Source organism: Kluyvera ascorbata ATCC 33433 (assembly GCF_000735365.1).
In the GTDB taxonomy this organism is placed as follows: domain Bacteria; phylum Pseudomonadota; class Gammaproteobacteria; order Enterobacterales; family Enterobacteriaceae; genus Kluyvera; species Kluyvera ascorbata.
Window position 1 is genome coordinate 16,870 of sequence record NZ_JMPL01000049.1, and the last position, 12,566, is coordinate 29,435.

Sequence of the window (12,566 nt, forward strand, 5' to 3'; positions counted from 1 at the left end):
AACCATATCCTTATCTCAACCACTAGAGTTCATACTCAAAGTTCAACGATATTTATCATCAAGGATAAGAATATGGAAAACCGTTCACTGCAAGAGATGTCTTCCGACCTGTCAGAGTTCGTGGGAACCCACTTCGTATACACCTATGACAACGGCTGGAAATATGAGTGGTACGCACGTAATGACAATACCTGCGACTACCGTATTCATCAGGGGTTAGTTGGTGGGCGTTGGGTGACAAATCAGAAAATGCATGCCATCCAGTTTGCTCCGGGCATCTACAAAGTCGACTGGCATGAACCGACTGGAACCTGTGTGAGCCTGCTGTTTGATCTGAAACGTAAACTCGTACATGGGACAATCTTTTTCCCACAGTGGATTGCCGGCGAAGGGCAGCACCCAGAAAAAACCATCTGCTATCAGAATGAGTTCATCGAAGATATGCATCGCTTCCGCGATGAGGGTCCAGCCTATCCTTATGTCATCATCCCTGAGTTTGCCCAGGTAACCTATATGAAAAATGAAGGTGCCGACAATGACGAGGTTATCAACATGCCTCCTGGCCAGCTTCCTGATAACTTTTTTGATGGTAAGTAAAAGCGAATAATCTGCCCGCTAAGAAAGCCGCAGGCGGCAGGAAAGATGGGAAATCACCCGGTAAAGTAGATACTCACTATACCGGAGAACTCACAGTTTTAGACTGCGCTATTTACCCCGTAAAAACGAATCCGGCCCAGGTTTCCCCGGGCCGCACCTCATCAATCCAACACCGTCCGATCCCTCTCAATCACCATCTCCTTCATCTCCTCAAAATGCCGTCTCGAAAAGTCCGCAATCTTCTCCCAATCCTGCGCCGTCTTTTCCGCCACTTCATCCGATAACACCTTCAGCGGCTGCCCGGTCGACCACGCGGTAATCAGAATCTGGCAAGCGCGTTCCAGCGTCCAGATATCATCAAACGCCTCGCCAATATTGGGTGCCGTCACCAGCACGCCGTGGTTGCCCATCAGTAGGCGGCGTTTATCTGCCAGCAGCCCCGCCAGTCTTGCGCCTTCTGCGGTGGTGTCCGCCATGCCGCCGTACAGCGTGTCGACGGCAACGCGGTTAAAATAGCGGGCGGTGTTCTGGTCAACCGGCAGGATCTGCGGCGTGGCCAGACAGGCGAGGCTGGTGGTGTAGACCGGGTGCAGGTGAAGCACCACTCGCACGTCCGGCAGGCGCTGGTGAATTTGCCCGTGAATCGCCCATGCGGTGGCGTCCACGTCCGGGCGCGCCGCGCAGCTTTCATCATCAGCGTTCAGCAGCAACAGGTCGCTGGCGCGAATGCGTGAGAAATGCTTCCACTTCGGATTCAGCAGAAACGTTTTCCCATCGGGTGAGAGCGCCGCGCTGAAATGGTTGGCAACCGCTTCATGCATCCCAAGCTGGGCGATGATGCGAAAGGTCACCGCGAGATCGATACGGGTTTGCTCTTCGTGCGAGTAGCGCATGGTGATTACTCCGCTTTTGGCATCAGGGTTTGCAGGTCCTCTGCGCTCGGTGCCTGGAAATTGTATTTCTTCAGCAGCGCGGCGTATTCAGGCGTGGCGCTGAATTTCTTCAGACCTTCCTCAAGGGCTGTTTTCACCTCGGTATTGCCTTTCTTCACGCCATAGCCGTTCAGCACCGGGTAGATAAGCGTCTCGGAGGAGATCACCACGCGGTCGCCGAGCTTCTCAACAACCCCGCGCGCAACCGCTGCATCGGTGATCTGCGCTTCCACCGCACGGGAGAGCATCGCCTGAGTGGTTTGCGGATCGGTGGTGTATTCACTCAGTTGAATCGGCTTAAGACCTTTTTTCACGCAGTAGTCGACGGAAAGCTTCTGCAGCTGCGCCAGCCAGGAAGTAGCGCCCATCGAGCCAATTTTATGGCCGCAGAACTCCTCCGGGGTTTTTGGCTGATAGTCACTGCCTTTTAGCGACAGAATCGCTTCGCCGCTTTTCAGATATGGCACCATGTCGATAACCTTCAGACGCTCGGCGGTGATGTACATCGACGAGTTGGTGATGTCGAAACGGCCACCCTGTAGGCCAGGAATCAGGTTCGGGAAGCGGGTGTCGATATTGACCGCTTCCCGGCCCATGGTTTTTGCCAGACCATCGAGAAACTCGATATCAAACCCGGCCGGTTTATTGTTCTCCATATATTCATACGGGAAAAAGGTCATGTCCGAACCGGCGGTGATCTTGCCGTCGTGCTGGAAGGCCAGCGCGCTAAAGGACGTCAGCGCGCCAGTGGCGCAAAGGAGCAGGGCAACAGGACGCAGTGCAGTCAAACGTGTCATAAAACCTCCAGAAAAATGAGCAAATTACATGCTGGCGCTGTCGGCACCGGCCTGTTGAACAAAGAAGGATGCGCCGCGTGGTTTCTGCGGCAGACGAAGCTGGTTCACGGTGCTGCGCACAAGGCCGCTCTCTGCACCCGCGACCAGTTGACCCGCGTGGGCGCTCGGCAGTGGGTTTTCACCAAACGGCAGCGCGTCTTCGGCGGCATAGACGCTGATGAACAGCGTGCGCGGCTGTGCGGTCTCGTTCGGGCTTGAAGCGTGCAGCAGGCGCGTGTGCATAAAGCAGACGGAGCCAGAAGGGCCAAAGCAGGCCTGCGGCTGCTGGCAATGCGCGTCAACCACGTCGGTATCAACCGCGCCGGTAAAACGCTCGTTTTGCCAGTGCGACCACAGTGGCCCTTTATGGCTGGCGGGCACCACATTCAGCGGGCCGTTCTCCGGGGTGACGTCGCTCACCATCAGCAGCGCGGTGATGATGTCGTCGTTGCTATGCGGGGTGAACAGAAAATCCTGATGCCATTTCACCTGCGTGGCGGTGTGCGGCAGCTTGGAATTAATTTTGCTGTGATGAAAACGGGTGCCGCTGCCGCCGATAAGCTGGGCGGCGATGGTCGCCATCCGCGAGTTCAGCGCCGCGTGGTGATAGGCGGCGGAAATCTCGGTAGGCGAGGTGACGCGGCGAAGAGAAGGGTGATCCGGCGAATGATCCTGCTCAAGGTCAAAGCGCGGACGTCCGTCCAGCGTCTCGCCCCACACCGCGTCGTGGGCGCGGCTCTCTTCCACCCAGCCGTCAAAATCGGTCTGCAATGCGGCGATTTCATCGCTGGAAAGCACCCCTTCGACAACCAGATAACCCTGCTGATGAAACTGCTCGATTTGCCATTGCGCGATCATAGTGGTTCCTCTTCAAGTACGAATGATTAAGCCAAAGAGACATCTTTCAGGAAGGCATCGACGCGCGGGTGTTGCCCGCTACGCATGGCCTGCGGCGTGTCGTCACAGACCACCCGGCCTTTTTCCATAAATACAATTCGGTCAGAGACTTTGAAGGCGAAGTTCATCTCGTGGGTAACGATGACCATGGTGATGCCTTCATGCGCCAGGGATTCAATTACCTGTAGCACTTCGTTAACCTTTTCTGGGTCCAGCGCTGAGGTCGGTTCATCAAACAGCATGATCTGTGGGCGCATCATCAGCGCGCGGGCAATCGCCACACGCTGCTGCTGGCCGCCGGAGAGCTGGTGCGGATACTTCCACGCGTGTTCCAGCATGCCGACCTTATGCAGCAGTTCACAGGCATGCTGGCGCAGCTCGGCATCGGTCGCCAGGCGGTGGTAGCGCGGTGCCAGCAGCAGATTGCCGAGCACGGTGAGGTGCGGGAACAGGTTGAAGCTCTGGAACACCATGCCGATATTCAGGCGATGCTTAGCCTCTTCCATAAAGCGTGGCTTCTGCTGACCCTGACGCTCAAGGTGGATAAACGGCTGGCCGTTGATGCTGATTTCGCCGTTATCAATTTGTTCCAGGCCGTTCAGCAGGCGGATAAGCGTAGTTTTTCCCGAGCCGGACGGGCCAATAACCGAAACCACTTCACCTGGCTGGATTTTGAGGCTTACCGCGCCGAGCACTTCGACATTGTTATAGGCTTTATGCAGCTTCGAGGCCTGCAGCGCGGGCTCTTCAGCGGTCGCAACGCTTCGCGCCATCACCGGGCGTTGCGCAGTGGCCAGCTTCTGCATTTCGGCGTCAACCTGACGAGTGGTTTTGCGCTGGGTGACGTCGAGATACTTCTCCAGCCACTTGAGCAGGAAATCAAACACCGTGACGATCAGGATGTAATAGAAGGCGACTGCCGCCATCGTCTCCATGACGAGGAAGTTCTGCGAATAGAGACGCTGACCGACCATCAGAATTTCGGTCAGTGAGATAACCGACACCAGCGAGCTGAGTTTCACAATAGCGATGTATTCGTTGGCAAGCGCAGGCAGCGCGACGCGCAATGCCTGAGGAATAATGACTCGCCACTGAATGCCGGCGTAGCGCAAACCTAGCGCCCGCGCGGCTTCGCTTTGCCCACGGGGAATGGAAAGCAGCCCACCGCGGTGAATTTCGGCAATATAGGCAGATTCGCTTAATACCATGGCGATGAGCCCGGCCCAGAACGGGTCGTTAAGCAGCGGGGCGACGGACGGCAGCGCCTGCGGCATGTTGTAGACAAAAATCAGCAGCACCAGCAGCGGCATACTGCGAAACAGCCAGATATAAAGTCGGGCCGGTGTGCTTAACCAGGCACGCGGCGATTGTTTGGCCAGCGCCAGAATAAACCCCAGCACAATACTGCAGCCCCAGGTCAGCAGACTTAATTTAATGACGGTCCAGGTGGCCTGCCAAAAATCGACATCGCTAAGCAGGCTTAACATGTAGTTCCAGTTAAACGTCATGGGCTATTTACTCGCCATAATTAACAGAAATGGAAGCGACGTGATGGTGCATTAATCCAACGTCGCCGATATTCATCGTGCAATGACACTATGCTGGCAGGATGTTCATCGAGGCAATTAGTAAATTTTTGGTCTTTAAGTTTAAAAAAACTATGCAGCGATATTAACGTTATGGAATGTAAAGTGATTATCTCAATGCCGATATGAAACAATTAAAAAACAATCACTGAAATTAAATAACGATATTTAGGGGGAGGAGAGGTATTTGCACATTATCGGGGCAGGAGGTGCGTGGTAATAGTGCAGCGTGGCTCGTGATGGTGCAATCAGAAAATAACAGCGTTAATAAAATGGCCGTTGATAAATATCAGCACTCCGTATTGGGGATAAATACCCCGTTTGGGTTAAATGGCATGGGGATTGCAACGCCATAGCAGGAAACTACTTCCGATGAGTAATAAACAATATTTTATCAATGGTGATGCGATGAACCGATTTACACTCAAACAGCTGAAGTACTTTGTGACGGTCGTGGAGACGGAAAGTATCGCCGAGGCCTCCCGCCAGCTGCATATTGCACAGCCGTCAATTTCGATTGCGATAAAAAACCTGGAAAGCACCTTCGACCAGCAGCTGTTTATTCGCCACCATGCCCAGGGCGTGTCGCTCACCTCCAGTGGCCGCCGCATCTACGATAAAGCCAAAGAACTGCTGCGCCTGTCGTGGGAGTTTGAGCAGAACTCACGGGCAGATAAAGAGCTGGTTTCCGGCATGATTTCAGTGGGTTGCTTTGAATCCGTGGCGCCGCTGTATATGCCAAAACTGGTGGCCGGGTTTAAAAAGCTGTACCCGGAAATTACCCTGCATTTATACGACGGTGAGCAGCATGAATTAATGCATGGCCTGCATCGCGGGCGCTTTGATTTAGCGCTGGTTTACGATCTCGAACTGGGGCATTCCATTAACAAAGAGCGTCTGAACGCGCCGCACAAGCCCTATGCATTATTGCCAGCCTCACATCCATTAGCGCAAAAATCGGCGGTGACGTTACAGGAATTAAGCCGGGAACCGATGATCTTGCTGGATGCCGTCCCCAGTAAAAACTATTTTATCTCAATATTTAAAGAAAAAGGCTATCACCCGGAAGTCGCCTACAGTTCGCCGTCCATTGAAATGGTGCGCTGTATGGTGGGGCAAGGATTAGGTTTTTCGGTATTAGTCACGCGTCCGTATTGTGATATGACCTATGACGGTGAAAGGGTGGTGCAGCGAGATATTGTTGATGAGATGCCTGCATCAACATTAATTATGGCGCATCTTGCCAACAATGAGCCAACGCGCCCGACGCAGCTGTTTATGGATTATTGCCGCAGTATTGAGTTAATGCCTTCACGCGCATGAAAATAATGCCTGCATAACCTGCAGGTTTATTTTATTGTATTACGGCTACCCTCATAAAATTCTATTCAGACGATCGTTTTATAATAATTTACGATTTCCTCACAGTTACATAACCTGAGTTCTGTCAATTCCGGCGATATCGTCGGCAACCGTGCTTGAAGGACAGAGAAATGACAGAACACATTACCGAAATCGATACCCTGGTGGTTGGCGCGGGGCAGGCGGGCGTCGCCATGAGCGAACATCTGACGACGCTCGATATTCCGCATCTGGTACTGGAAAAACAGGGCATCGCCCAGGCGTGGCGCACCGGCCGCTGGGATTCGCTGGTCGCCAACGGTCCGGCCTGGCACGACCGCTTTCCCGGCATGATGTTCCCGGAGTGCGACGCCGACGGCTTTGTCGCCAAAGAACAGATTGCGGACTATTTCGCGGCTTATGCCCGTAGTTTTAACGCCCCCATTCGTACTGGCGTTGAGGTCTATAGCGCTGAGCGCCTGAAGGGCCGCCCGGGTTTTCGCGTGGAAACTTCGCAAGGCGTAATTGAAGCGCAGCGTATTGTCGCCGCCACCGGTCCGTTCCAGCGCCCGACGATCCCGGCGATCGCGCCACAGACTGATGCCATCGATCAAATTCATTCCGCGCAGTATTACAACCCGCAGCAGCTTGCCGACGGCGGCGTGCTGGTGATTGGCGCAGGCTCTTCCGGCGTGCAGATTGCCGATGAATTGCAGCGTGCGGGGCGTAACGTGTGGCTCTCGGTCGGCGCGCACGACCGCCCACCGCGCCGCTATCGTGATCGCGATTTTTGCTGGTGGCTTGGGGTGCTTGGGCTATGGGACGCCGCGGCAAATCAGCCGGGCAAAGAACACGTTACCATTGCGGTGAGCGGCGCGCGCGGTGGCCATACCGTGGATTTCCGTCAGCTTGCCTACCAGGGCGTAACGCTGGTGGGGCAAACCCAATCGTTTGACGGCGCAACGGCCACTTTCCAGAACGATCTGGCCGACAACATTCGACGCGGTGACGATTCCTATCTGGCGCTGCTCGATGCGGCGGACGCCTATGTCGCCCGCAACGGTCTCGATCTCCCTGAAGAACCGGCGGCCCGCGAGTTCCTGCTGGACCCGGCGTGCGTCACCGAACCGCTGTTAAATCTTGATCTGATACAGGCCGGGATCACCACCATCATCTGGGCCACCGGCTACACCACTGATTACCGCTGGTTGAAGGTGAATGCTTTTAACGACGCGCAGCGTCCGCAGCATCACCGCGGTGTTTCTACCGAACCGGGCGTCTATTTCCTGGGCCTGCCGTGGTTGTCGCGTCGCGGTTCAACCTTTATCTGGGGCGTGTGGCACGACGCGAAATACATCGCCGACCAGATTGCTATCCAGCGTCAGTACCAGCACTACCAGCCATCCTGATAATCCGTGAATAAAGGAACACAACGATGCCAACCCATACCCGTATTCGCATGTTTAACACCAAAGAGACCTACCCGAATCAGTCGCTGAACAACGATTTATGCCAGGCGGTGCGTGCGGGCAACACCGTGTACGTACGCGGTCAGGTCGGTACCGATTTTGACGGTAACCTGATTGGCCTTGGTGACCCGCGCGCGCAGGCGGAACAGGCAATGAAGAACGTGGCGCAACTGCTGAAAGAAGCGGGCAGTGACCTGACGCACATTGTGAAAACCACTACCTATCTTATCGACCCGCGCTATCGCGAGCCGGTGTATCAGGAAGTCGGCAAGTGGCTGAAAGGCGTTTTCCCTATCTCAACCGGCGTGGTGGTGTCGGCGCTGGCACAGCCGCAGTGGCTGATGGAAATTGACGTCACGGCGGTGATCCCGGATGACTGGAACGGCGAGGTGGCGTAATGACGATTTCGATTGCAGCATTGTGCCCGGAGTCCGGGCAGTTAGGTATCGCGATTAGCTCTTCAAGCATTGCTGTGGGCGCACGCTGCCCGTGGCTCCTTGCGGGCGTAGGCGCGGTCTCCAGCCAGAACATCACGCTGCCATCTCTGGGGCCGCATATTCTTGCTAGCCTGGAAGCAGGCGAGTCGGTGGAGCAGGCGCTGAACCGCGCGCTGGCGGAGGATCGTTTTAGCGAGTATCGCCAGGTGACGGTGATTGACGCCAGCGGCGAAATTGCCACCTTTAGCGGTGAACACACATTGGGTATTGGTGAAACGCTGGCAGGTGAGAACTGCGTGGCCGCAGGGAATATGCTGGCGGAGCGCGGCGTCATTGCCGCCATGGTTGAAGCCTTTGAATACGCGACCGGGGAACTGGCCAGCCGACTGATTGCCGGGTTACGCGCGGGGATCGCCGCCGGTGGCGAAGCCGGGCCGGTGCACTCGGCGGCGGTGAAAGTGGTGGAAGATTATGCCTGGCCGGTGGTCGACCTGCGCGTTGACTGGGCGGACGACGATCCGATCGCCGAGCTGGAGCAGCTATGGCTGGCGTATGAACCGCAGATGGAGGCCTACATTACCCGCGCCCTGGACCCGCGCGATGCGCCATCTTACGGCGTGCCGGGCGATGAATAATTCCGCGCGCAATATTCTGGCCGCGCTGCTGGCGTTTGATACCACCAGCCGGGAATCCAATCTGGCGCTGATTGACTGGATTGCCGATTTTCTGGCCGTGCGCGGCATTGCTTGCCAGCGTTTTTACAACGAAGACGGGCGCAAAGCCAACCTCTACGCCCGCCTGGGGCCAGAAGGGCCGGGCGGGGTGATGCTCTCGGGTCACACCGACGTGGTTCCCGTCGATGGGCAGACCTGGAGCGTGCCGCCGTTTGCGCTCACCGAGCGCGACGGGCGTTACTACGGGCGCGGCAGTGCCGACATGAAAGGTTTTATTGCCTGCGTGCTGGCGAGCGTCGATACCTTTTGCACAGTGACGCTGCGCATGCCACTGCATCTGGCGTTCTCCTATGACGAAGAGGTGGGCTGCCTCGGTGTGCGCAGCCTGGTGGATTTTATTGCGGCCTCGCCGGAGAAACCCGCACTGTGCCTGATTGGCGAACCGACGGAAATGCAGCCGGTCTACGGCCACAAAGGCAAACTGGCGATGCGCTGCTGCGTAGAAGGTCAGGCCTGCCATTCTGCCTATGCGCCGCAGGGCGTCAACGCTATCAATTATGCCGCGAAATTGATTACCCGGCTGGAATCATTGGGCGACGCGCTGGCGCAACATAAAGATCCGCGTTTTTCACCCGCTTTCAGCACCTTACAGGTGGGGATGATTCAGGGCGGGGCGGCGCTTAACATCGTGCCGCAGTCTTGTTGGTTTGATTTTGAAATCCGCTATTTGCCCGGCGTTAACCCGGACACCGTCACGACATCGCTGGCAGACTATGCCCATCAATTGCTGCCGCAGATGCGGCAAATCGCCGCACGCAGCGATATCCAGTTTCAGCCATTAAGTCATTATCCGGGGCTGCTCAACGACCCGCAGTCTGACTTTGCCCGCTGGCTGGCGCAGTGGTGCGGCAGCGATAATTTCTCCACCGTGGCGTTTGGCACCGAGGGGGGATTGTTTGATGACGTGGGGGTCGCGACGTTGATTTGCGGGCCCGGCAGTATGGCGCAGGGCCATAAACCCGATGAATACGTCAGCATTCCGCAAATGGAACGCTGCACACAGATGCTGGAGAACCTTTGCGCCTGGATGCGCGCCGAACCCTAAGATTCCCTCAACACAGGATCGTAAGCGATGCAAAAAGATCTCACTGCACCTATTGATCAACAAACCATCGACCGCTGGCAGGCCGATGGCGTGGTGTTACTGAAAGGCGTATTCACCCCGTGGATTGAACCGCTCTCCACTGGCGTTGCGGCGCTGATGGCGAATCCCAGTGAATATGGGCATGCGCGCACGGTGATCCCTAAAGATGGCTCGGCGCCGTTTTTTCAGGATTACTGCAACTGGTCGCGGATACCGGAGTTTGAGGATTTCGTGTTTCAGTCGGCGGCAGCAGAAATCGCCGCCGCGTTGATGCAGTCGCAGACGGCGAAGTTTTTCCATGAGCATACGCTGGTGAAGCAGCCGGGGGGCAGTACGGTGACCCCGTGGCATCACGACCAGCCGTACTATTGCGTCTCCGGACGGCAGAATGTGAGCTTCTGGATCCCGCTGGACCCGGTTGCACAGGCCACCTCGCTGCGCTGTATTCGCGGCTCGCACCGCTGGGACGCCGAGTTCAGCCCAACCCGATTTAACGGTACGAAGCTCTACGATCATGCCCGTTTTCGCTCGCTGCCGGATATCGATGCGCATGAAGAGGAATACGATATCGTCAGTTGGGATCTGGAACCAGGGGATGCCGTGGCCTTTCATTTTCGCACCGTTCATGGCGCGCGAGGAAATCATACCGCGCGTTCACGACGGGTCTTTTCCGCCCGCTGGGTGGGCGATGACGCCGCTTTTGCCGATCGCGGCGGCGTAACCTCTCCACCGTTTCCGGAATTAACGCTACGAGATGGTGAACCGCTCGACTCTCCGCTGTTTCCGCAGGTCTGGCCGAGAGGCTAGTTGTTGATGCCGGGTGGCGGCCAGGCCTGCAGGTTTGGGCGTTGGTGTTATCCCGGCGTCGTGTTGTACCCCTCATTCATCTCAGTACCAAAATTCAGCGCCGAATAGCATCGACGTCAGGAAATGAGTCAGTTGCGACACAAAGCGATATATAGTCAAATATATAGCGATTAGAATAACCTATGAGGTTCAGCATGAATTTGTTTATGTTTTATATTGGTGGGAATGCGGGAAAATCGAATATTGAAGTGCATGATATTCAGTTTGTTGCAGCCAACGAGCCTCAGGATGCTTGGCCTGCGCTCCGTGAATCATGGTTTGGCGATAGCGATAAAATTCATATCGACGGTTACAGTCGTATTACCTGGGCAGACGGCTATGCTGTCACGCTATCTCCTGAGCCACCTCAGTCAGCATTAAGATTATTTTTCGTCAATGCGGGAGGCTACAGCCCCGACACGCTTGCCGAGCTGCACGAATACGATTTGTTTGTCGCAGAGAGTGCCCAGGAGGCGAAGAAAAAAGCGTTGAGTACGTTGCTGTGTGGTGCCTTTCAGCAACATAAAGACAATTTGGTCGAGGTCGATGACTGCCTGCTGCTTGAAAAACTCGGCGAGATGTTTATTCATCTCACGCCTTGTGAAAACGGCTCCCGCGCTCGACCTGAGTGGCAGGGGTATTTACCGATAGGCGTTTAAATCAGGACGCTTCTGCTGCCGCTGCCGACGCAACGGTCAGCGAAGCGCCTACTATTTACGTCTTCCTATCTCAGCGTCGCTGTCTCGTCAACGGGCAGCCTCGGGACGTCTTGCTTGCACCAGCTACCGCTCAGTAGCCCGGCCAAGCGTAGCGCCGCCGGGAACGGCACCGAGCCAAACCACAAGCACAAAAAATGGCCCCATCCCCGAGGTCGCGTTCGCTCGGCCGGGTTACGGCGGTTGTTAGAATTTTCCGTTCGTTGATATTCGCGACGCTCATACCTTCAATGCAGCCCCATAGCTCGCGGGTATTCTGCGGGGTAATCACAAAACAATCTTTCATCACGCGGACTTTAACGGGCATGCCGTCGATAAATCCGGCCTGAGAGAGCCAATCTCCACCAAGGTGAACGGCGCGGCCTTCAACGAAGGAGTAAAACTCGCAGTGGGTGAAATCGGGTACGGTAGTTGGGGTGAGGGGTTTTGCCATGGGGCAGCCTCCGATAAGTGGTTTTTTCTCTCTCATTGGCGGCTAAATCAGATGGGATAGAAGACCGACTCATCGATACCGGTGCATCTTTCGACGCCTCTCTGGCCCACCTTTGAGATGGTAACTGTGCGAAAGACATACGCACGTTTCTCCGATGAAGTTAGGTCAGGAGGCTAATCCCGGTACCTGATATTGCAGGTACAACAATAGGGTACAGAGGTTAGTGGGGTTGGGCAAGAGTGGGGGTTTGAAGGGGGATCGCAGAAATGAAAACGGGTAATGGTGCTGTAAGGGGGATTGGGAGAAATGATGATTTACGTCTGAGTGGCCGTTATGAGCGAAGAGCGGACATAAACTTAACTGTATTACAAAAACTTCAAATGTTAGTACTGCGGCTTTCTGGGGTGCAAACTTTCAGTTTGAGCAGGAGGTTTTAACAGTCGAGTTCTTTTAGAATGGTCATCAGGATGTGCGTCCAGGAAGCCTCGGACGCATTGAAGAAAGGTTATTTTGCTACTTCTATTTCTGGTGCTTTCCAGCTTCCATCAAGAACGGATTCTTTAGGCCAGTATGTGCGCAAGAACATAATGAACTTACCTTTTGGCACCGGTAACCAGTTTGATTCTTTATCTTTATCTGGTGCATCATTTTGAATGTA

14 protein-coding genes are annotated in these 12,566 nt (G+C 55.3%); 8 read left to right on the forward strand and 6 right to left on the reverse strand.

All coding sequences use genetic code 11. The features are described 5' to 3' along the window. Positions 1 to 72 precede the first annotated feature (72 nt). Positions 73 to 597 (forward strand): phenolic acid decarboxylase, encoded by a 525-nt coding sequence (locus GKAS_RS13005; RefSeq protein ID WP_081918546.1) that lies wholly within the window; start codon positions 73 to 75, stop codon positions 595 to 597. 161 nt (positions 598 to 758) lie between these two features. Here the strand turns inward: GKAS_RS13005 and GKAS_RS13010 are convergent, their stop codons facing one another. The 4 genes from GKAS_RS13010 to GKAS_RS13025 are packed head-to-tail and all read right to left on the reverse strand — an operon-like array spanning position 759 to position 4,770. Next, positions 759 to 1,490 (reverse strand): class II aldolase and adducin N-terminal domain-containing protein, encoded by a 732-nt coding sequence (locus tag GKAS_RS13010; protein WP_035894736.1) that lies wholly within the window; start codon positions 1,488 to 1,490, stop codon positions 759 to 761. Between the two features lie 5 nt (positions 1,491 to 1,495). Next, positions 1,496 to 2,326 carry an ABC transporter substrate-binding protein gene (locus GKAS_RS13015; RefSeq protein WP_035894739.1) on the reverse strand — a complete coding sequence of 277 codons (831 nt, stop codon included), beginning with the start codon at positions 2,324 to 2,326 and terminating at the stop codon, positions 1,496 to 1,498. A 24-nt stretch (positions 2,327 to 2,350) separates the two neighbouring features. Continuing rightward, the gene (locus GKAS_RS13020) at positions 2,351 to 3,223 is read right to left on the reverse strand and encodes a phytanoyl-CoA dioxygenase family protein (RefSeq protein WP_035894740.1); all 873 of its coding nucleotides are present in this window, start codon (positions 3,221 to 3,223) and stop codon (positions 2,351 to 2,353) included. 26 nt (positions 3,224 to 3,249) lie between these two features. Then, on the reverse strand, positions 3,250 to 4,770 hold the full coding sequence (locus GKAS_RS13025) for an amino acid ABC transporter permease/ATP-binding protein (RefSeq protein ID WP_035894741.1): 1,521 nt from the start codon (positions 4,768 to 4,770) through the stop codon (positions 3,250 to 3,252). A 486-nt stretch (positions 4,771 to 5,256) separates the two neighbouring features. Between GKAS_RS13025 and GKAS_RS13030 the strand changes: the two genes are divergently transcribed. The 7 genes from GKAS_RS13030 (at position 5,257) to GKAS_RS13060 (ending at position 11,418) form a co-directional block, all read left to right on the forward strand. Beyond that, positions 5,257 to 6,171 (forward strand): LysR substrate-binding domain-containing protein, encoded by a 915-nt coding sequence (locus tag GKAS_RS13030; protein WP_035894758.1) that lies wholly within the window; start codon positions 5,257 to 5,259, stop codon positions 6,169 to 6,171. Between the two features lie 170 nt (positions 6,172 to 6,341). Continuing rightward, a complete protein-coding gene (locus GKAS_RS13035) occupies positions 6,342 to 7,598 on the forward strand; it encodes a flavin-containing monooxygenase (RefSeq protein ID WP_035894743.1) in 1,257 nt (418 codons plus the stop codon). 26 nt (positions 7,599 to 7,624) lie between these two features. Next, on the forward strand, positions 7,625 to 8,056 hold the full coding sequence (locus GKAS_RS13040) for a RidA family protein (RefSeq protein ID WP_035894744.1): 432 nt from the start codon (positions 7,625 to 7,627) through the stop codon (positions 8,054 to 8,056). After that, on the forward strand, positions 8,056 to 8,730 hold the full coding sequence (locus GKAS_RS13045) for a DUF1028 domain-containing protein (RefSeq protein WP_035894745.1): 675 nt from the start codon (positions 8,056 to 8,058) through the stop codon (positions 8,728 to 8,730). Before GKAS_RS13040 ends, GKAS_RS13045 begins: the two co-directional genes overlap by 1 nt. Next, on the forward strand, positions 8,723 to 9,874 hold the full coding sequence (argE, locus tag GKAS_RS13050) for an acetylornithine deacetylase (RefSeq protein ID WP_035894746.1): 1,152 nt from the start codon (positions 8,723 to 8,725) through the stop codon (positions 9,872 to 9,874). Before GKAS_RS13045 ends, argE begins: the two co-directional genes overlap by 8 nt. 27 nt (positions 9,875 to 9,901) lie before the next feature. Continuing rightward, complete coding sequence (locus GKAS_RS13055; protein ID WP_035894749.1) at positions 9,902 to 10,720, forward strand: phytanoyl-CoA dioxygenase family protein; 819 nt, start codon at positions 9,902 to 9,904, stop codon at positions 10,718 to 10,720. Positions 10,721 to 10,914: 194 nt separating this feature from the next. Beyond that, positions 10,915 to 11,418, forward strand: a complete 504-nt coding sequence (locus GKAS_RS13060) for a DUF1543 domain-containing protein (protein ID WP_035894751.1) — start codon at positions 10,915 to 10,917, stop codon at positions 11,416 to 11,418. A 130-nt stretch (positions 11,419 to 11,548) separates the two neighbouring features. Here GKAS_RS13060 and GKAS_RS25470 read toward each other — a convergent pair whose 3' ends face one another. Then, positions 11,549 to 11,908 (reverse strand): SymE family type I addiction module toxin, encoded by a 360-nt coding sequence (locus tag GKAS_RS25470; protein ID WP_035894752.1) that lies wholly within the window; start codon positions 11,906 to 11,908, stop codon positions 11,549 to 11,551. A gap of 505 nt (positions 11,909 to 12,413) precedes the next feature. Then, positions 12,414 to 12,563, reverse strand: a complete 150-nt coding sequence (locus tag GKAS_RS25570) for a DUF1214 domain-containing protein (protein WP_425590904.1) — start codon at positions 12,561 to 12,563, stop codon at positions 12,414 to 12,416. Positions 12,564 to 12,566: the final 3 nt, after the last annotated feature.

Coding starts and splice junctions, on each gene's coding strand:
- GKAS_RS13015 (WP_035894739.1), bottom strand. CDS start 2,326: ATGACACGTTTGACTGCACTGCGTCCTGTTGCCCTGCTCCTTTGCGCC.
- GKAS_RS13025 (WP_035894741.1), bottom strand. CDS start 4,770: ATGACGTTTAACTGGAACTACATGTTAAGCCTGCTTAGCGATGTCGAT.
- GKAS_RS13010 (WP_035894736.1), bottom strand. CDS start 1,490: ATGCGCTACTCGCACGAAGAGCAAACCCGTATCGATCTCGCGGTGACC.
- GKAS_RS13005 (WP_081918546.1), top strand. CDS start 73: ATGGAAAACCGTTCACTGCAAGAGATGTCTTCCGACCTGTCAGAGTTC.
- GKAS_RS25470 (WP_035894752.1), bottom strand. CDS start 11,908: ATGGCAAAACCCCTCACCCCAACTACCGTACCCGATTTCACCCACTGC.
- GKAS_RS13040 (WP_035894744.1), top strand. CDS start 7,625: ATGCCAACCCATACCCGTATTCGCATGTTTAACACCAAAGAGACCTAC.
- GKAS_RS13020 (WP_035894740.1), bottom strand. CDS start 3,223: ATGATCGCGCAATGGCAAATCGAGCAGTTTCATCAGCAGGGTTATCTG.
- GKAS_RS13055 (WP_035894749.1), top strand. CDS start 9,902: ATGCAAAAAGATCTCACTGCACCTATTGATCAACAAACCATCGACCGC.
- GKAS_RS13060 (WP_035894751.1), top strand. CDS start 10,915: ATGAATTTGTTTATGTTTTATATTGGTGGGAATGCGGGAAAATCGAAT.
- GKAS_RS13045 (WP_035894745.1), top strand. CDS start 8,056: ATGACGATTTCGATTGCAGCATTGTGCCCGGAGTCCGGGCAGTTAGGT.
- GKAS_RS13035 (WP_035894743.1), top strand. CDS start 6,342: ATGACAGAACACATTACCGAAATCGATACCCTGGTGGTTGGCGCGGGG.
- argE (WP_035894746.1), top strand. CDS start 8,723: ATGAATAATTCCGCGCGCAATATTCTGGCCGCGCTGCTGGCGTTTGAT.
- GKAS_RS13030 (WP_035894758.1), top strand. CDS start 5,257: ATGAACCGATTTACACTCAAACAGCTGAAGTACTTTGTGACGGTCGTG.